The sequence below is a fragment of the Aeromonas sp. R7-4 genome (assembly GCF_040908055.1).
In the GTDB taxonomy this organism is placed as follows: Bacteria; Pseudomonadota; Gammaproteobacteria; order Enterobacterales; family Aeromonadaceae; genus Aeromonas; species Aeromonas sanarellii.
The window spans coordinates 108,989-126,622 of the sequence record NZ_JBFODA010000026.1 but is presented as its reverse complement, the minus strand read 5'-3'; the positions used below and the strand labels follow the sequence as shown (position 1 = coordinate 126,622).

Sequence of the window (17,634 nt, the reverse complement as noted above, 5' to 3'; positions counted from 1 at the left end):
TCTCACTTCGCAGGAGGCCGACATGGACGGTTCCAGCATCCGGTATCGGCCGCCATCTGTGTACCACATGGTGGAAGTAAAAGATTGAAAATAGCCCTTGTCATCGGGCTATTTCACTGATCCCGGCATTCCTCATTTCTGATATATCCAAGGGATATCTTGTGCTTTGTGCTCCTTGCGCCGACCCCGTAATCTCGGGGTCGTCATCACTCATTAGCAAGGAAATAGCCATGTTGAAATCGATATTCAAAGTGACGCCTCTGGTTGCCGCCATTATTTCTGGGTATGCCAGTGCCGGGGAAACCATCCGGCTGGGGATCATGAGCGGCGAAGATGAAGATGTGTGGAAAGTTGCGTCGGCACAGGCCAAGAAACAGGGGCTGGATATCGAACTTGTCAAGTTCAATGACTATATCCTACCCAACGAGGCGCTGGAGAATGGTGAAATAGATGCCAACGCATTCCAGCACAAACCCTACCTGGATAATCAGGTAAAGAGCCGCGGCTATCATATCGTGCCGGTCGGCAATACGGCCGTGTGGCCCATCGGCCTGTATTCCAAGAAATTCAAGGCAGTCGGTGACTTGCCGGAGGAGGCCATCATAGGGGTGCCCAATGATCCCAGCAACGAAGGGCGCGCGCTGCGGGTGCTGGCGTCGGCCGGGGTCATCAAGCTGCGCCCTGGCTCGGGCATACTGGCGACCACCACCGACATCATCGACAACCCCAAGAAATTGCAAATCCGGGAGCTGGATACCGGCATCATAGGGCGCTCGCTGGAGGATCTGGATGCGGCCGTGGTCAATACGGACTGGGCATTGAAATCCGGGCTGAGCCAGCAGCAACGTATTTATTCCGAGACGGCAAAAGAGAATCCTTACAATAATTTCATCGCGGTCAAAAGTGGCAATGAAAGTGCCCCCTGGGTGAAACCCCTGGTTGCTTCTTACCAGAATGAGGAGGTCAAGGCTGCATTGGATAAATATTATAAAGGGACGGCAATCCCCGCGTGGTAATGAAATGACAGTGATTTATCCATCATATCCACCTGCCGTTGATGCCGTTTTTTAATACGGGTTGCCCTCACGGAAGGGGCGCCCGTATACGGCATTCTCTGGCTGCACAATAAGGCCTGACAAGGCATGTCACCAGCAGGGCCCATGATTGACAGGGTCCTTGCCGATTTTTTCGTGTGAACAGGATGTCCCATGAAGTTTCGTTATTTGCCTCGGCACAAAGAGGCCAACGGCTGGGCCGCCATCTTGCCCGAGCGGGTCCCCACACCCCATCTGCAGGAGGTGGTCCAGGGGGACTGGGTGGTGGTAGGGGTGGGCTATGCCGGGCTGGCCTTTGCCCATGCGCTGGCCGAGCATCAGCCACAGGCCCGCATCGTGCTGCTGGAGGCGGGTGTGGTGGGGGACAACGCAGCCGGACGCAACTCGGGGTTTGCCATCGACTTGCCCCACAATATCGGCAGTGGCACCGCCGAGCTGGCCAAGGCCAGCCACTACCGGCAGTTGTTGAAAGGGGGACTGGCCCAGCTGGCGCACTGGGTCGGTCGATATCGCATCGATTGCGACTGGCAGCAGAGCGGCAAGTATCACTGCGCCGTCAAGGCCGGATCCGCCGGGCTGCTGAAGCAATACGCCCACGAGCTGGATCTGCTGGACGAAGGCTATGAGTACCTGGAGGGGGCGGCGCTCTCGGCCCGCCTCGGCACCGGCTTCTACCACTCGGCCATCTATATCCCCAATACCGTGCTGCTCAATCCGGCCGCTCTGGTGCGGGGGCTGGCCGACAAGCTGCCGGACAATGTGACCCTGTATGAGCGCAGCCCTGCCCTGCGGGTGGACAACACAGGCGGCGTTCGCATCACCACGCCCCATGGTGAGGTGGTGGCGGGCAAGGCCATGTTTGCCATCAATGGCGGCGCGGGTCAGCTGACCCCCTTTGCCGGCAAGCTCGCCTCCCTGGTGACCCATGCCACCCTGACCGAGCCGCTGACGCCCAAGCAGCGGACCGTGCTGGGGGACATTGCCCCCTGGGGGCTGACCCCGGTCAACGCCATCGTCGGCGCCACCTTTCGCTACACCCGGGATCACCGCATCCTGATCCGCCAGCATGTCGCTCATGCGCCGACACTGCATAGCCGTGGCGGGACCAATGAGGCCATGGTGCGGCGTCACCGCCAGTTGCTGCTCTCCCGCTTTCCCGCGCTGGGGGAGCTGGCCTTCGCCCACAGCTGGTCCGGGCTCATCAGCGTGAGTCGCAATGGGGCGCCGTTGTGGGGCCAGTTCGGCCCGGATCTCTACGCCGCGCTGGGATGCAACGGGGCTGGCATCAGCAAGCAGACCATGGCGGGCAAGGCGCTGGCCGATCTGGTGTGCGGGGTGGAGAACCCCTGGGGCGAGCAGATGCGCGCCCTGGGCACGGCAAACTATCTCCCGCCACGGCCCTGGCTGGATCTGGGGGTGCAGGGTTATCTCTGGAAAGAGCGGCTGCTGGGGGTGGGCGAATACTAGCGCCTGGCCACCATAAAGGCGTGTTATCGCGGGGCTTGTGCCCGGGTTGACCGGGGCAAGGCCCCGCGATGTTTTCACTCAAGGGGGGTGACGGGGATCTGCCGCTTGAAGGGGGTGGCTTTGTTGGCCTTGCGGTGTTCCGAGACCAGGATCAGCAGGCGCTGCAGGGCGATGAAGCTGAATAGCAGCAGACCGATGATGATCTTGGTCCACCAGGAGCTGAGGGTGCCGTCGAAGTTGATGTAGGTCTGGATCAGCCCCTGGATCAGCACCCCGAACAGGGAGCCGAAGACGGTGCCCACCCCGCCGCTCAGCAGGGTGCCGCCGATGACCACGGCGGCGATGGCATCGAGCTCCACCCCGACGGCGGCGAGCGGGTAGCCCGCCGAGGTATAGAGCGCGAATACGATGCCCGCCAGGGTCGCCAACGTGGTGGAGAGCAGGTAGATGCGGATGGTGGTGTGGCGCACCGAGATCCCCATCAGGGCCGCCGAGGTGGCGTTGCCGCCGATGGCGTAGACGTTGTTGCCAAAGCGGGTGCGGTTGGCGAGCAGTATGCCAAGCACCACCACCGCCAGCATGATGAGGGCCAGCAGGCTGAGGCGTCCGCCCCCCGGTATCTTCCACGACAGGCTCGACAGGTAGGTGAAGCTGGGGTGATCGATGGGCAGGGACTGCTCGGAGATGAGGAAGCTGGCCCCCCGCAGGAAGAACATGCCCGCCAGGGTGATGATGAAGGCGGGGATCTTCAGGGTGTCGATGAGCCAGCCCATGAGGGCGCCAAAGCCCGCCCCGAGCACCAGCACCAGGGGGATGGCCAGCACGGGGCTGACCCCCAGATCCCCTATGAGGGTTGCCAGCAGCACGCCGGTGAAGGCGATGACGGCGCCCACCGACAGATCGATGCCCCCCGAGAGGATGACGAAGGTCATGCCCACCGCCACTATGCCCAGAAACGCGTTGTCCGTCAGGATGTTGCAGATGATGCGGGTGGACATGAAGGCAGGGAAGGAGGCCAGGCAGAGCAGATAGCCCAGCACGAAGACCATGATGGTCACCATCAGGGGGAGGTTGCGTTTAAACATGGCGAGTCCCTCGCTGGAACAGGTGATTGAGGGCCGGCGACTGCATGACCAGCACCGCCAGCACCACCAGGGCCTTGACGATCTGGTTCCACTGGGGCTGGTAGCCGGAGAGCAGGATCCCGGTGTTCACCCCCTGGATGATCAGTATGCCGATCAGGGAGAGGGCGAGGTTGAAGCGCCCCCCCATCAGGGAGGTGCCCCCTATCACCACCGCCAGAATGGCGTCCATCTCGAGCCAAAGCCCGGCGTTGTTGGCATCGGCACCCCGGATGTCGGCGGCGACTATCATGCCGGCGACGGCGGCCATGATGCCGCTCAACAGGTAGGTGGCGATCACCACCATGGGGGTGTTGAGCCCGGCGTTCTTGGCAGCCTTGATATTGATCCCCACCGCCTCGATGAAGAGGCCGAGGGCGGTGCGCTTGGTCAGCAGCCAGAGCAGCAGCGCCATTCCCAGGGTGATGATGACGGGGGTGGGCAGATAGCAGAGGGAACCGCTGCCGATCCAGGCGAGGGCGTCGTTGTTGAAGGTGATGATCTGCCCCTCGGTGATGAGCTGGGCGATGCCCCGGCCTGCCACCATGAGGATCAGGGTCGCGACTATGGGCTGGATCTTGAACACCGCCACCAGCAGGCCGTTCCACAGGCCGCACAGAAGGCCCACCCCGATGACGGCGGCGAAGATGACCGGCAGGCTGTGACCGCCGGTGGCCAGGCTGGCCATGGTGGCCCCGCTGATGGCCATGACGGCTCCCACCGACAGATCGATGCCGCCGGTGGCGATCACCAGCGTCATGCCGAGGGAGAGCAGGGCCACCGGGGCACAGCGGTTGAGGATGTCGATGAGGCTGCCAAACAGCCGCCCATCCTGGATGTGGATGGCGAAGAAGTTGTCGGCGACCAGGGCATTGATGAGCAGCACGCACACCAGGGCGGCGCACTGGGCCGAGCCCGTGGGCCAGGGTCTGCGGGGGCTGGGCCCCTTGGCGAGGGGGAGAATGGATGACGTCATATCAGGCCTCACATGCAATGGCGTTCATGATGGCAGGGACGCTCAGGGCGTCCGTCGCAAGCTCTGCCACCTGTTTTCTGTCACGAAGGACGATCACCCGATCGGCATAGCCCACCAGCTCCTCGAGCTCGGAGGAGATGACCAGCAGGGCCAGCCCGTTGGCGCAGAGGGATTCGATGAGGCGGATGATCTCGGCGTGGGCCCCCACGTCGATGCCCCGGGTGGGCTCGTCCAAGATCAGGAACTGGGGTTTGGTGAGCAGCCAGCGGGCGAGCAGCACCTTTTGCTGGTTGCCCCCGGAGAGAAACTGGATGGGCTGCTCCGGTCCCGGGGTCTTGATGGCCAACTGCTCGATGAGGCGGGCGGTGATCTCGTCCTGTTCCTTGCGAGACAGGGGATGCAACCAGCCCCGCTGGGCTTGCAGGGCCAGCACCATGTTCTCCCGCACCGAGGCCGAGGCGATGATGCCGGCGCTCTTGCGATCCTCCGGGCAGAAACCAAAGCCGTTGGCGGCCGCCTGGCGTGCAGAGCGGATGGTCACCGGTTTGTCCCGCACCCGGCACTCGCCGCTGTCGCTCGGCACTATGCCGAACATCAGCTCGGCGGTCTCGGTACGACCGGACCCGAGCAGGCCGGCGAGGCCCACTATCTCCCCGGGCATGACGTCGAGACTGAAGGGGGCGATGACTCCCCGCTTGCCATAGTCCCTGAACGACACCATGGGCTGGTGGCTGCGCAACGTCTTGCCCGCCCGCTTGAGGGCATTGTCGTCCAGCTCGCGTCCCAGCATCATCTTGACCAGCTCCAGTTGTGGCAGTGCCTGGGTGTCGCGGGTGCCGACCAGCTCGCCGTTGCGCAGCACTGTGATGCGATCGCTGATGGCGTAGACCTGATCGAGAAAATGGGTGATGAAGATGAGGCTCACCCCCTGATCCCGCAGGCGTGTCATGAGGGAGAAGAGCATCTGGACTTCGCTGGCATCCAGGCTCGCGGTGGGCTCGTCCAGGATCAGGATCCTGGCGGAGAGTGACACCGCCCGGGCGATGGCCACGATTTGCTGCATGGCGACCGAGTAGTGGTCCAGGGGCAGGGTGACATCCATCTCGAAGCCGTGGCTGGCCATGATGGCGCTGGCCTGCCGGGTCATGGCGCCCCGGTCGATGAAGCCGAAACGGCGGGGCTCATGGCCGATGAAGAGGTTGTCTGCCACCGACATGTTCGGCAGCAGGTTGACCTCCTGATAGACGGTGCCTATCCCCAGACGCTGGGCATGGGCGGTGTCCGTCGGGGAGATAGGGACGCCATCGAGTTCGATACGGCCGGCGTCTCGCTGATAGACACCGGTGAGGGTCTTGATCAAAGTGGACTTGCCGGCCCCGTTCTCGCCGAGCAGCGCCATGATCTCTCCCCGGCGCAGGGAGAAGTCCACCTGATGCAGGGCCCGTACTCCGGGAAACGCCTTGCATATTCCGCGGGCATTCAATACGACATCGTGAGTGTTCTCTGACATGAACATTGGCTCTCCGATATAGCGCGCCATACAAGTTCAATCACTTATATGGCGCGCTATGTGACAGTCTGGCGGGGGAGCGGGATTAATAACCCATGTCTTTTTTCAGCTCGAGCTGCGCCTCGGCACTCCCGGGCTCAAACAGTTTGGACTCCGTCTTGATATGTTTGGGGGGCAGGGTGCCATCTTTCTTATAGGCCAGCAGGGCATCGAAGGCCGGTCCCGCCATATTCGGCGTGAGCTCCACCGAGGCATTGGCTTCACCTGCCATCATCGCCTTGAAAATATCCGGCACGCCATCGATGGAGATGATCTTGATATCCTTGCCCGGTTTCAGCCCGGCCTCTTTAATGGCCTGGATGGCGCCGATGGCCATGTCATCGTTATGGGCGTAGACGGCGCAAATATTCTTGCCGCTATTTTCCGCCTTGATGAAGCTCTCCATCACTTCCTTGCCTTTGCTGCGGGTGAAGTCGCCGGACTGGGTGCGGATGATCTTGATGGTGGGCACGGCCGAGACGGTGTCGAGGAAGCCCTTCTTGCGATCCAGCGCCACGCTGGCACCCACCGTGCCCTGCAATTCCACCACGTTGCACGGTTTGCCATCCTGCTGCTTGATGAGCCACTGGGCTGCCACTTTCCCTTCGTGGACGCTGTCGGCGGCGACCCCGGTCATGAAGAGGCCGTCATCTTTTACCGTGATATTGCGATCCAGCAGGAAGACCGGGATCTCGGCCTCTTTCGCCTCCTGCAATACCGGCTCCCAGCCGGTCTGTACCACGGGGGCAATAAAGATGGCATCCACCCCCTGGGCAATAAAGGAGCGAATGGCCTTGATCTGGTTCTCCTGTTTCTGCTGGGCATCGGCAATTTTCAGGATGATGCCGCGTTTTTGGGCTTCGCTCTTGGCGACCGAGGTTTCCGCGGCCCGCCACCCGGATTCAGAACCTATTTGCGAGAAGCCCACGGTCATCTCTGCAGAATATGCAGTGGCCGAGAGAACAAGGGTGCTGATAATGCTCGCCAGTTTCACTTTTTTATACATATGACACTCCTTTGTGATGCATGGTGAAATAAACCGGAACGCGTCAGGTTTTTATTGTACGGGTCAAGGTTATAGGCTCTTTAATTAAACGGCGGGAGGTGGCTCACAGAAAATTTTCAGCAGCACGATGCTTCATACAAACAGCAGAAGAGTTCATATATCCGGCGGGGGCTGCGTTGATTTCTCTGCATATTTATTCCGGCAACCAGAGTGTCCAGAGTGGGCATCGCCTTCTCGCCCCGGAAGAAGGTTGGTCAGAGGGGCGCCAGCCTGGCGCGCCCCGTTATTTAAAAAAGAGAGGGATCTTGCCTCAGGGGCGCACCGCCGCCAGCAGGTAGTCCACGAAGGCCCGCACCCGGGCGGAGAGGTGGCGGTGCTGGGGATAGAGGGCGTAGAAGGGGCGGGCTCGCCCCGCAAAGGGCGTCATGACCTCCACCAGCTTGCCCTGGCGGAGCGCCTCTGCCGCCACGAAATGGTAGATCTGGAACAGGCCGCCGCCCGCCATCGCCCAGCCCAGGCCCGCCAGCACGTCGTCCAGCACCCGCTGGCGGCTGTGCACATGGAGATCGACAGGGGATCCCTGCTCGTCCACAAACTGCCAGGGGAAGGGACGACCCGTGCTCGGGGTGATGAACTGGATCAGATCGTGCTGCTGCAGGGCGTCCAGGGAGGTCGGCGTGGGGTGGCGGGCGACATAGTCGGGGGCGCAGAAGACCCCGAGGCTGGCATCCTCCAGCTTGCGGGCGATGATCCGCCCATCGCGCGGCTCCCCCAGCCGGATGGCGAGATCGTAGCCGTCCTCCACGAAGTCGATGTTTCTGTTGGAGACATTGAGCTCCAGCTCGACCTCGGGATAGGCCGCCATGAAGCCCGGCAGCAGGGGCACCAGGCGGTGGTGGGCATAGACGGTGCCCACGCTGATGCGCAGCACCCCCTTGGGGTGGCGCTGGCGGCCGGTGATGGCCCGCTCTGCCTCGGCGATCTGCTCGAGCGCCTGCTGGCACTGATCCCGATAGAGCTCCCCGTCGTGGGTGAGGCGCACGCTGCGGGTGGTGCGATGGAAGAGTTTGACGCCGAGCCTGGCCTCGAGCCGCTGGATGGAGCGGCTCACCGAAGCGGGCGTCACCCCCAGCACCTGGGCCGTGGCGGTAAAGCTGCCAAGTTCGGCTGCCTTGCAAAAGAGCTCTATGGTGCCGAGCTGGACGGGGTCGAAGGCACGGGACATATGTTCATCTATGTAAATAATCAAGTTCAATGGTGTGAGTTTATTCGCCCGTGGGTAATCAGTAAATTGCTCATCGAGGGCGGCCCGGTGGCCGCCCGATCGATCACACCCATCAGAAGGAAGATCACGATGAAGAACACCCTCAAGGCCGTGCTGGCCTCACTGCTGCTGGCGACCTCGGCCGCGGCCAGCGCCGCCCCGAAAGGCGAGATCCTGGTGCTGCTCTCGAGCGAGACCGAGCTGCCGCTGCAAGGGGGCAAGAGCCTGACCACCGGCTTCTACCAGAATGAACTGGGGGTGCCTGCCGCCGCCCTGCTGGAGGCCGGTTATACCCTGACCCCGGTGACCCCGAGAGGGAACCGGCCCGAAGCCGACAAGCACTCCATCGATCCCCAGTATTTTGGCGGCAACCCGCAGGAGATGGCGCGCATCGGCGCCGTGGTGGAGGGGCTGTTTGGTGCCAACCAGGTGCTCTCCCTGAGGGAGGTGCTGCAATCCGGTCCCGAGCGCTATGCCGGCCTCTTCATTCCCGGCGGTCATGCCCCGCTTATCGATCTCGCCAAGGATCCCGAGGTGGGTACTCTGCTGCGCCACTTCCACGAACACCAGAAGCCCACGGCGGCCATCTGCCACGGCCCCATCGCGCTGTTGGCGGCGCAGACGGATCCAGCCGGGTTCGAGCAGTCGGTCATTGCAGGCAAGGCGGACGGCGCCAGGGAGTGGATCTACGACGGTTACAGGATGACCATCTTCTCCGACAAGGAAGAGGCGGTGTTTGAAGGCTCCCTTGGGGGCGACAAGCTGCGCTACTACCCGGCGCAGGCCATGGCGCAAGCCGGTGGCAAGATGCAGTTCGTCGCCCCCTGGCAGCCCGGCGTGGTGATCGATCGGGAGCTCATCACAGGCCAGAATCCCTTCTCCGACCACGCCCTGGCGAGCGCCTTCATCGCGGCGCTGGACAAGCAGCAAGGGGCGCGCTGACGCCACGGGAGGCGACAGCTCTCCAGACGACAGATGCAGGCAGCCCAGGGTGGGCTGCCTTTTTCATGTCTCGGCCTTGGCGAGAAACGCCTTCATGGCGGGGGTGACGCTGTGTTTTCGGGTGATGAAGGCGATGGTGCCGGCGCTCGCATCGCTCAAGGGGTGGCAGGACAGCTTGAAGAGCTGCTGGGCGGTGGCGGCAATGCCGGCGCTGACCACGGCGCAGCCCAGGCCGTGGCTCACCCCGTTGACCAGGTGGAACAGGGAGTCGGTCTCCAGCACCACCCGCAGGCTGAGCTGCTGGCGGGCGGCGGTCTCGTCGAGGTAGCGGCGAAACTGCATGGTGGTGCTCGGCAGGATCAGGGGGAGATCCTGCAAGTCCGCCAGCCTCAGGGGCTGGTTCTCGTTGAGGTGAGGGGGCAGGGGACCCAGCAGGGCCATGGGGTTGGGGTGGCGCAGCTGGACGTCGAGGGTCCGGCGCTGGTGCTCGGTGAGCAGCTCGTCAAAGCCGAGGCCGATGTCGATGCGGTGCAGATCCAGTTGATCCATCAGGGTGCCGTGGGTCATCACCGACAGGTGCAGGCCGACCTTGGGGAAGGCGTCGTTGAACCCCTTGAGCAGCGGCATGATGTCGATGCTCGACTGGGGCACCACGCCGATGCGCAGCGCTCCCGACAGCCCACCACTGAACAGACTCAGCTCCTGGCGCAGGGAGTCCTGCTCCCGGAGCATCCGCTCGGCGTGGCGCAGCACCACTTCCCCTGCCTGGGTCAGCGCCACGAACTGGCTGTTGCGCACCACCAGCTCGGTGCCGAGGGACTTCTCCAGCGCCGTGATGCTGGCCGACAGGGTCGGCTGGGTGATGAAGCAGGCCTTGGCCGCCTTGGCGAAGTGTTTGTGCTGGGCCAGCTCGTGGAAATAGTGCAACTGCTTGATGTTCATCGAAGAGAGGCGATTGAGGTGGAGGATGGCTGACAAAGTTAATCAATCGACATAGCCATGGCAATAGAGGTGGTCTATCAGCGAATAGATTTGTTTCATTGGTTTTGGCGCGGCGGCTTATCTAAACTTGAGGCCCGAATACAGCTTATAAGCGTCTCGAATGAACCCTTTCAATTCACGGTTGCCCAGGCTGGATGAGCTGGTGGAAGAGGTGGCCGTGTCCGTCAACATCAACGGCATCAACCACGCGGTCATGATGGCCACCCCGGACGATCTCGACGACTTCGCCATCGGTTTTCTGTTTGGCGAGGGGATCATCGGCGGCAACCACGATGTGCACGACATCCAGAGCACCCCTTCCGAGCAGGGGGTGGTGCTCGACGTCACCATCGCCAACCGCTGTCTGGCGGCCCTGGGCCAGCGCAAGCGCCGCCTGGCCGGGGCGAGCGGCTGCGGCATCTGCGGGGTGGAGGCCATCGAGCATGCGCTGCCGGCGCTCACCCCCCTGACTCCGGGCGTCCCCTTCGATATCGAGCGTCTGCGGGACTTGCGCGAGCGCATCGCCCCCTGGCAGAGCAAGGCCCGCCAGAGCGGGGCCCTTCATGCCGCCCTGGCGCTGGACGAGCGCGGCGACATCCTCGCCTGCCGGGAGGACATAGGTCGCCACAACGCCCTGGACAAGCTCATCGGCATGCAGCTGCGCCAATCTGCGCAGGCTGATACTCTGGTCATCACCAGCCGCTGCGGCAGCGAACTCATTCACAAGGCGGTGCAATTTGGCGCCCCCCACCTCATCAGCCTTGCCTCTCCCAGCCAGCTCGCGGTGCGACTGGCCTTGAAGTACAACCTGACCCTCATTCATGTGCCCCGATCCGACGCCCCGGTCTGCTATGCCAGCCCCCGCGCCCAGGATCACGTTGGAGAACCCCATGTCCCGTCATATTGAGAAACCGGCCAAGGCCGGCGGCTTTTCCTCCCTGCAGTCCACCTTCAAGCAGGTGCTGCAGAGCCAGAAGACCCGGCAGAACATCAAGAACCTGCTGCGGGTCAACCAGACCGACGGCTTCGACTGCCCCGGCTGCGCCTGGGGTGACAACAAGCAGGGGACCTTCCAGTTCTGCGAGAACGGCGCCAAGGCGGTGGCCTGGGAGTCCACCGGCAAGACGGTGGGGGCCGACTTTTTCGCCGAGCATTCGGTGCGACGCCTCGCCACCCAGAGCGACTACTGGCTCGAATACCAGGGGCGGCTGACCGAGCCCCTGCGCTACAACTCGGCCACCGACCACTACGAGCCGATAAGCTGGGACCAGGCGTTTGCCCTCATCGCCGACAAGCTCAAGAGCCTGGCCAGCCCCGACGAGGTGGAGTTCTACACCTCGGGACGTGCCAGCAACGAGGCATCCTATCTGTATCAGCTGTTCGGCCGCCTCTATGGCACCAACAACTTCCCCGACTGCTCCAACATGTGCCACGAGGCGAGCGGGGTGGGGCTCATCCAGTCCGTCGGGGTGGGCAAGGGCACTGTGGTGCTCGATGACTTCGACGCCGCCAAAGCCATCTTCGTCTTTGGCCAGAACCCGGGCACCAACCACCCGCGCATGATGAACGCCCTGCGCAAGGCGGCGCGCCAGGGCTGCCAGATAGTCACCTTCAACAACCTGAAAGAGGTGGCCCTCGAGCGCTTCGCGAGCCCCCAGAGCCCGGCGGAGCTACTGACCCCGGCGGCCACCACCATCAGCCACCAGTACCTCACGCCGAAGCTTGGCGGCGACATGGCGGCCATTCGCGGCATGGCGAAATACATCCTGGAAGAGGAGGGGAGCCGCCTCGATCTCGCCTTTATCGAGCAGCACACCGCGCACTTTGACGAGTATCTTGCCAAGGTGAAGGCCACGGAGTGGGCACAGATCGAGGCGCAATCCGGGCTCGGTCGAGAGGAGATCACCCGGGCTGCGCAGATCTTCGCCAAGAGCGATCGCGTGATCAGCTGCTGGGCCATGGGGATCACCCAGCACAAGCACTCGGTCGACACCATTCGCGAAATCGTCAACCTGCACCTGATGTGCGGCCAGATCGGCAAGCCGGGGGCCGGGCTCTGCCCGGTGCGCGGCCACAGCAACGTGCAGGGCAACCGCACCATGGGGATCAACGAGAAACCCAACGCCGCCTTCCTCGATCGCCTGGAGCGCCGCTTCCCGGTGGGCCTCAAGCGCACGCCGGGCCACAACGTCCATGAGGCCCTCAAGGCCCTGCAAGGCGGCAGGAGCAAGGTACTCATCTGCCTCGGGGGCAACCTGGCGGCCGCGGCGCCGGACACCGACTTCACCTATGAGGCGATGCGCCGCTGCGAGCTCAATGTGCAGATCAGCACCAAGCTCAACCGCAGCCACCTCATGGTCTCCAAGGATGCCCTGATCCTGCCCTGTCTCGGCCGCACCGAGCTCGACCTGCAGCGCACCGGGGTGCAGAAGATCACCGTGGAGGACACCTTCAGCATGGTGCACGCCTCCACCGGCATGAACGAGCCGGTCTCGCCACTCTGCCTCTCCGAAATCGACATAGTCGCGCGCATGGCCGAGGCGACGCTCGGCAGCGAGCGGGTGGACTGGCTGGCACTGCGGGATGACTATGGACTGCTGCGGGATCTCATCGCCGAGACCATAGCCGGCTTTGACGACTTCAATCGCCGCATCGAGGAGCCCTGCGGCTTCCACCTGGAGAACAGCGCCGCCCTGCTGCGCTGGAACACCCCGAGCGGGCGCGCCGAATTCAGGGCGAGCCGGTTGCCGGACTCCATCCTGCCCGAGTGCACCAGCCACGCGGAGCAGATGCAGGATCAGCCCGTGCTGCTGCTCCAGAGCCTGCGCTCCCACGATCAGTACAACACCACCATCTACGGCATGGACGATCGCTACCGCGGCATCAAGGGGCGGCGCAACGTGGTCTTCATGAATGAGGAGGACGCCAGGAGGCTGGGGCTCGCCGAGGAGCAGCTAGTGGACATGGCGGCCATCTGCAACGACGGGCGCGAGCGGGTGGTGCGCGGCTTTAGCGTCATCTTCTACGAGATCCCCAGGGGCAACATCGCCGCCTACTACCCGGAGACCAACCCCCTGGTGGCCATCGACAGCATAGGGGAGGGCTCCTTCACCCCCACCTCCAAGTCGGTGCCCGTGCTGGTGACCCCAAGCCAGCCACAGGCCGCGAGCCTGGCCGTCAACCTCTGACCCTCCCAAGACCCCTGTCCATGACAGGGGTCTTGGCTTGAGTGGTATTCATCCGGGCCAATGTGTGGCCAAGCTGTATGGCGATTGTATGGCTGACCACCTTTAGGTAGCCGGGGCCCGCGCTTGCTCCTATGCTTCTGCCCCTTTCCCGCTCCCCCTCGACCAGGCCGGGACGGTTACCTGAAGTGGCGCGCCCGCACCGGTCCATCCCGAGCGGCGGCGCACTCAACCCGATACGGATCCCACAGATGTTGAATTCAAGCACAGCGCTGCTGGCCAGCCTCGCCCTGATCCTGGCCAGCCCGATCGTGAACGCGGCGCCCCCTGAGGAGGCGAGCCAGGAGGGCGGGGAGGACAAGGATAAGGCCGGGGCGAACGGCAAGGGGGAGGCCGGGCGCTCGCCCTGGCTGTTCGTGCCGCTGCTGAGCTCCAGCCCCAAGCTGGACACGGCGGGGGGCCTGATGGTGAGCTACCTGCACCAGTTCGACGAGGGATCGCGCCCCTCGCTCTTCACCGTCTCGGCCAAGTACACCACCTCGGAGTCCCTGATCGCGAGCGCCTTCGCCAAGACGTCGTTCGGGGCGGACCACCACCGCCTCGTCGGCGGCATCATCTCGGGGGACATCAACAACGACTACGAGGACTACCTCGGCAGCGGCCGCTCCCTCGAGACCAACGACCACTTCCGCTCCGCCTTCCTGCGCTACCTCCATCGGGTGGAGGGGGACTGGTTCGTCGGTGGCATGGCGGCCTACTCCAACTACGAGATGCAGGGGCAGGATCCACAGTCCGACCAGATCCTGGAGGAGCTGGGGCTGGAGGGGTTCACCTCGGGGGGCCTGGGGCTGGTGGTGCAGCACGACTCCCGGGACAGCGACTTTCGCGCGACCAGGGGCTGGTACCTCAACGTCAACAACCTGGCCTACCGGGAGGGGCTGGGGGGAGAGGAGGACTTCGATATCTACCGGGTGGATTATCGCGGCTACTGGAGCCACGGCGATGGCCATGTGCTCGCCTGGCGCAATCGCAACCAGTTCTCTCACCAGGCGCCGACGGGCTCCTACTCCCCCATCTACCTGCGTGGCTACACCCCGGGGGAATACCTGGGACAGCACATGTCGGCGGTGGAGGTGGAGGAGCGCTACCAGCTGACGGAACGCTGGACCCTGACCGCCTTTGCCGGGGTGGCCTGCCTCTATGGGGACGGCGTCAACGGCGAGGCCCTCGACTGTGGCGACCGCGACAACGTCTATCCCGCCTGGGGGGCGGGGGTGCAGTACCTGCTCAAGCCGGAGGCGGGCATAGTGGCCAACCTCGAATACGCCATGGGCAAGGATGACAACGCCGGCATCTACCTGAAGATGGGTTACAGCTTCTGATACAACGCGGCCCCTCATGGGGCCGCATGTCAATCCGCCTCTGCCACCACCACGCAGTTTCTGCCCCTGCGCTTGGCCTCGTAGAGCGCCTTGTCCGCCTGCTTTAGCACGGCGGCAAGATCCGTGGTATCCGCCGGCCAGTGGGCGACCCCGAGGGAGATGGTGATATGCCCGCCCGTCTCCATCTCGTGGCTGGCCACCCTGGCACGCAGCCGCTCGGCGATCCGCTGGGCCTGCGCCAGGGAGACCCCGGGCTGCAGCAACAGGAACTCCTCGCCGCCGCTGCGGCACAGGGCGGCATCGGGGCGCAGATCCTGCTGCATCAGGGTCGCCAGGGCGATGATGACGGCATCCCCCACGTCGTGGCCGAAGCCGTCGTTGATGGCCTTGAAGTGATCGATGTCGAGGGCGATCACGGCCAGGGGGCGTGACTGGGCCTGGTAGTCGTCCAGCATCTGCTGCATGGCCCGCCGGTTGAAGAGCCCGGTCATGGGGTCGGTGTGACTGTCGGTGTGCAGCTTGTCTATCTTTGTGTTGAGCAGCCCCAGCCCCTTGAGGATGGCCAGCTTCAGCTGGGCCGCCTCGTAGTACCAGGCGCGGATGCCGGAGATGTTGGAGGCCGCCCCCTGCTGATCCATCAGCCTGGCCCGGTTGGCCAGTTGTCGCAGCGGCCTGGCAATGGCGGTGGCGGAGAGCCAGATGACGAAGAGAATGAAGAGGGTGACCGGGATCATCCCCTTGAGGATCTCGAACATCTGTTGATCCAGCCCGGCCAGGGTGGCGCTGCGGGGGCGCTGGGCCACCACGCCCCAGCCGGCGCCTGCCACCGGGGCGAAGCCCGCCAGCATCTCGTTTCCTCCGGAATTGATCACGGCCTGTGCGCCCTGCCGCCCTTGCAATACCTCGTCCACCACCCGGTTGTCGCCGACCTTCTGGCCGATGCGCTTGGGATTGGGGTGGTAGATCAGCGTTCTCTGCCGGTCGACCACATAGAGGTAGGAGCCGTCCTGATAGTAGTGCTGGCCCAGCAGGCTGGAGAGCACGCTGGCGGACTCCAGATAGATGCTGCCTGCCACGAAGCCGAGGTAGCGCCCGTCGGCCGCAAAGATCGGATAGGAGAGGCTGATAAGGTAGTTGCCCGAGAGGGCGATGAGCGGGTCCGAGATGAGTGGCTTCCGACTGGCGAGACTCTGACGGGCGCTGCGGGAACTAAGCTTGACCCCCTTGACCTTCAGGGTCTCGGGGGAGACGGCGACCACGGTGGCCTCGGTGTTCACGACGGCCACCGAGTTGAAGGTGTTGGTCTGCTGGCGCAGCTGGCTCATCAGCTCATCGAGCCCCTCGACGTCATTGGCCAGCAGCATGGGCGCCAGCCGGCTGGCGCCATAGGCGAGCTGCCCCTGGGCCGAGCGCAGCATGGCGTCGGTGGAGGCGGCCAGCTTGGCGGCATAGACCCGGTTCGCCTCCAGGGTGCTGTCGATCAGCAACTGCCGCTGGGCCTGATGGATGGCGTAGAAGCTGTTGCCGAAGGTGGCCAGCACGCCGAGCACGGCCAGGGCCAGGATGAGGCGATGAAGGTCAAACCTCAGCAACCAGTGGGATGGCATGGAAGAAACGGATCCTTGTCGTGGGCGCCAGAGGCAATGGCACGATTTTAAGGGGGGTGTCCGCCCAAAGCTACCCTTAATGTGGTTCTCAGGTGATACCCTTCTCGTCGGGGGTAGGGTCGTCGGGTGACACCCTGATCTGCTGCCCGGGCGGATCGCCGAGGGCGGGATCCGCCAGCGCCGCCACCGTCTGCCAGAAGGGGGTGATGAGGGGGTTGTCGTTGCCTGGCGGGCGAATGAGCCCGATGATCCAGCTCGCCTCGGGCTCCTCCAGGGGCAGGGTCAGCACGTCGGGGTGCTCTATGGTGGTGGAGGAGGGGACCAGGGTCCAGGCGATGCCTGCCGCCGCGGTGGCGATGCCGGCGGCAAAGTCGTTTACGTACTGGATCTCCTGAAACCTCAGCCCGCTCTGGGCCAGGTAGTGGACGAACTGATCGTAAAAGGAGGGGGCCTTGTCCCGGCGCAGGATGGCGAGCGGCCTGTCCACCAGATCTTTGAGGCCGCTGACCCCGGCGTAACTCGCAGGCAGCACGGCGACGAAATGGGCGCGCACCACAGGCAGGCAGTGCCAGCCTTTGGGGGCGGGCAGGCGGCAGAAGCCGAGATCCAGCCGCCCCTCGGCCAGCGCCAGCAACTGGTGGTGGGTGGAGAGATCGTTGAGCTCGATGCCGACCCCGGGGCGGCTGGCCCGAAACCGGGCGATGGCGGCGGGCACCAACAGCTTGGTGGCGACCCCGAAGCCGATGCGCAGGGTGCCGCCGTTGCCCGCCAGCACGTCGCGGGCGCTGCGGGCGAGCTGCTCGCTCTGGGCCACCAGGGCACAGGCGTCTCCGTAGAGGGCGCGGCCCAGGGCGGTGAGCCGGGTGTGGCTTGCGCTGCGCTCGAACAGATCGCCGCCAAATTCCGCCTCCAGGCGCCGGATCTGCTTGCTCAGGGCCGACTGGGTGATGTGCTGGCGCGCCGCCGCCTGACCGAAGTGCAATACCTCCCCCAGGGTGACGAAGGCTTTCAGATCCCTTAGCTCCATGGTTTCCCCTTTCATTCCTATTGGGAATCTTGAGTGGTCATATTTGTCATTGGACGGAATTTTAGAAGTGTT

14 protein-coding genes are annotated in these 17,634 nt (G+C 63.9%); 6 read left to right on the top strand and 8 right to left on the bottom strand.

Annotation, left to right across the window (positions count from 1 at the left end):
• Positions 1-230 precede the first annotated feature (230 nt).
• Together AB5Y72_RS05465 and AB5Y72_RS05460 are read left to right on the top strand one after the other, a co-directional pair.
• Positions 231-1,016: a MetQ/NlpA family ABC transporter substrate-binding protein gene (locus AB5Y72_RS05465; protein WP_325782308.1), complete on the top strand. Its 786-nt coding sequence runs from the start codon at positions 231-233 to the stop codon at positions 1,014-1,016.
• Between the two features lie 192 nt (positions 1,017-1,208).
• On the top strand, positions 1,209-2,522 hold the full coding sequence (locus AB5Y72_RS05460) for an NAD(P)/FAD-dependent oxidoreductase (protein ID WP_368198669.1): 1,314 nt from the start codon (positions 1,209-1,211) through the stop codon (positions 2,520-2,522).
• Between the two features lie 74 nt (positions 2,523-2,596).
• Here AB5Y72_RS05460 and yjfF read toward each other — a convergent pair whose 3' ends face one another.
• From yjfF to AB5Y72_RS05435, 5 genes are all read right to left on the bottom strand, one after another.
• Positions 2,597-3,607: a galactofuranose ABC transporter, permease protein YjfF gene (yjfF, locus tag AB5Y72_RS05455; protein WP_325782310.1), complete on the bottom strand. Its 1,011-nt coding sequence runs from the start codon at positions 3,605-3,607 to the stop codon at positions 2,597-2,599.
• A complete protein-coding gene (ytfT, locus tag AB5Y72_RS05450; RefSeq protein WP_325782311.1) occupies positions 3,600-4,619 on the bottom strand; it encodes a galactofuranose ABC transporter, ATP-binding protein YtfT in 1,020 nt (339 codons plus the stop codon). Before ytfT ends, yjfF begins: the two co-directional genes overlap by 8 nt.
• Position 4,620: 1 nt before the next feature.
• Positions 4,621-6,129, bottom strand: a complete 1,509-nt coding sequence (gene ytfR / locus AB5Y72_RS05445) for a galactofuranose ABC transporter, ATP-binding protein YtfR (protein WP_325782312.1) — start codon at positions 6,127-6,129, stop codon at positions 4,621-4,623.
• Between the two features lie 85 nt (positions 6,130-6,214).
• A complete protein-coding gene (ytfQ, locus tag AB5Y72_RS05440) occupies positions 6,215-7,174 on the bottom strand; it encodes a galactofuranose ABC transporter, galactofuranose-binding protein YtfQ (RefSeq protein WP_368198668.1) in 960 nt (319 codons plus the stop codon).
• Positions 7,175-7,484: 310 nt separating this feature from the next.
• Positions 7,485-8,399: a LysR family transcriptional regulator gene (locus tag AB5Y72_RS05435; RefSeq protein WP_325782314.1), complete on the bottom strand. Its 915-nt coding sequence runs from the start codon at positions 8,397-8,399 to the stop codon at positions 7,485-7,487.
• Positions 8,400-8,528: 129 nt separating this feature from the next.
• Between AB5Y72_RS05435 and AB5Y72_RS05430 the strand changes: the two genes are divergently transcribed.
• Positions 8,529-9,380, top strand: coding sequence for a type 1 glutamine amidotransferase domain-containing protein (locus AB5Y72_RS05430; protein WP_325782315.1), 852 nt, complete (start codon positions 8,529-8,531; stop codon positions 9,378-9,380).
• 63 nt (positions 9,381-9,443) lie between these two features.
• Here AB5Y72_RS05430 and AB5Y72_RS05425 read toward each other — a convergent pair whose 3' ends face one another.
• The gene (locus AB5Y72_RS05425; RefSeq protein ID WP_325782373.1) at positions 9,444-10,322 is read right to left on the bottom strand and encodes a LysR family transcriptional regulator; all 879 of its coding nucleotides are present in this window, start codon (positions 10,320-10,322) and stop codon (positions 9,444-9,446) included.
• Positions 10,323-10,482: 160 nt separating this feature from the next.
• Between AB5Y72_RS05425 and fdhD the strand changes: the two genes are divergently transcribed.
• The 3 genes from fdhD (at position 10,483) to AB5Y72_RS05410 (ending at position 14,928) form a co-directional block, all read left to right on the top strand.
• Positions 10,483-11,268, top strand: coding sequence for a formate dehydrogenase accessory sulfurtransferase FdhD (gene fdhD, locus AB5Y72_RS05420; RefSeq protein ID WP_368198667.1), 786 nt, complete (start codon positions 10,483-10,485; stop codon positions 11,266-11,268).
• Entirely contained in the window at positions 11,252-13,549 is a 2,298-nt protein-coding gene (locus tag AB5Y72_RS05415) for an FdhF/YdeP family oxidoreductase (protein WP_368198666.1), read from the top strand. The genes fdhD and AB5Y72_RS05415 overlap by 17 nt, the downstream gene beginning before the upstream one ends.
• A 248-nt stretch (positions 13,550-13,797) precedes the next feature.
• The gene (locus AB5Y72_RS05410) at positions 13,798-14,928 is read left to right on the top strand and encodes a BamA/TamA family outer membrane protein (protein ID WP_368198665.1); all 1,131 of its coding nucleotides are present in this window, start codon (positions 13,798-13,800) and stop codon (positions 14,926-14,928) included.
• A 29-nt stretch (positions 14,929-14,957) separates the two neighbouring features.
• On the opposite strand, the gene AB5Y72_RS05405 is transcribed toward AB5Y72_RS05410, so the two are convergent.
• Both AB5Y72_RS05405 and AB5Y72_RS05400 read right to left on the bottom strand, forming a co-directional pair.
• On the bottom strand, positions 14,958-16,535 hold the full coding sequence (locus AB5Y72_RS05405; RefSeq protein WP_368198664.1) for a diguanylate cyclase: 1,578 nt from the start codon (positions 16,533-16,535) through the stop codon (positions 14,958-14,960).
• 88 nt (positions 16,536-16,623) lie between these two features.
• Entirely contained in the window at positions 16,624-17,562 is a 939-nt protein-coding gene (locus AB5Y72_RS05400; protein WP_368198663.1) for a LysR family transcriptional regulator, read from the bottom strand.
• Between the last annotated feature and the right edge of the window lie 72 nt (positions 17,563-17,634).

What these genes read in the sequence shown, in the direction of transcription:
- AB5Y72_RS05435 (WP_325782314.1), bottom strand. Translation starts at nt 8,399, where the DNA reads ATGTCCCGTGCCTTCGACCCCGTCCAGCTCGGCACCATAGAGCTCTTT.
- AB5Y72_RS05460 (WP_368198669.1), top strand. Translation starts at nt 1,209, where the DNA reads ATGAAGTTTCGTTATTTGCCTCGGCACAAAGAGGCCAACGGCTGGGCC.
- ytfQ (WP_368198668.1), bottom strand. Translation starts at nt 7,174, where the DNA reads ATGTATAAAAAAGTGAAACTGGCGAGCATTATCAGCACCCTTGTTCTC.
- fdhD (WP_368198667.1), top strand. Translation starts at nt 10,483, where the DNA reads ATGAACCCTTTCAATTCACGGTTGCCCAGGCTGGATGAGCTGGTGGAA.
- AB5Y72_RS05425 (WP_325782373.1), bottom strand. Translation starts at nt 10,322, where the DNA reads ATGAACATCAAGCAGTTGCACTATTTCCACGAGCTGGCCCAGCACAAA.
- AB5Y72_RS05465 (WP_325782308.1), top strand. Translation starts at nt 231, where the DNA reads ATGTTGAAATCGATATTCAAAGTGACGCCTCTGGTTGCCGCCATTATT.
- AB5Y72_RS05410 (WP_368198665.1), top strand. Translation starts at nt 13,798, where the DNA reads ATGTTGAATTCAAGCACAGCGCTGCTGGCCAGCCTCGCCCTGATCCTG.
- yjfF (WP_325782310.1), bottom strand. Translation starts at nt 3,607, where the DNA reads ATGTTTAAACGCAACCTCCCCCTGATGGTGACCATCATGGTCTTCGTG.
- AB5Y72_RS05400 (WP_368198663.1), bottom strand. Translation starts at nt 17,562, where the DNA reads ATGGAGCTAAGGGATCTGAAAGCCTTCGTCACCCTGGGGGAGGTATTG.
- ytfT (WP_325782311.1), bottom strand. Translation starts at nt 4,619, where the DNA reads ATGACGTCATCCATTCTCCCCCTCGCCAAGGGGCCCAGCCCCCGCAGA.
- AB5Y72_RS05430 (WP_325782315.1), top strand. Translation starts at nt 8,529, where the DNA reads ATGAAGAACACCCTCAAGGCCGTGCTGGCCTCACTGCTGCTGGCGACC.
- ytfR (WP_325782312.1), bottom strand. Translation starts at nt 6,129, where the DNA reads ATGTCAGAGAACACTCACGATGTCGTATTGAATGCCCGCGGAATATGC.
- AB5Y72_RS05415 (WP_368198666.1), top strand. Translation starts at nt 11,252, where the DNA reads ATGTCCCGTCATATTGAGAAACCGGCCAAGGCCGGCGGCTTTTCCTCC.
- AB5Y72_RS05405 (WP_368198664.1), bottom strand. Translation starts at nt 16,535, where the DNA reads ATGCCATCCCACTGGTTGCTGAGGTTTGACCTTCATCGCCTCATCCTG.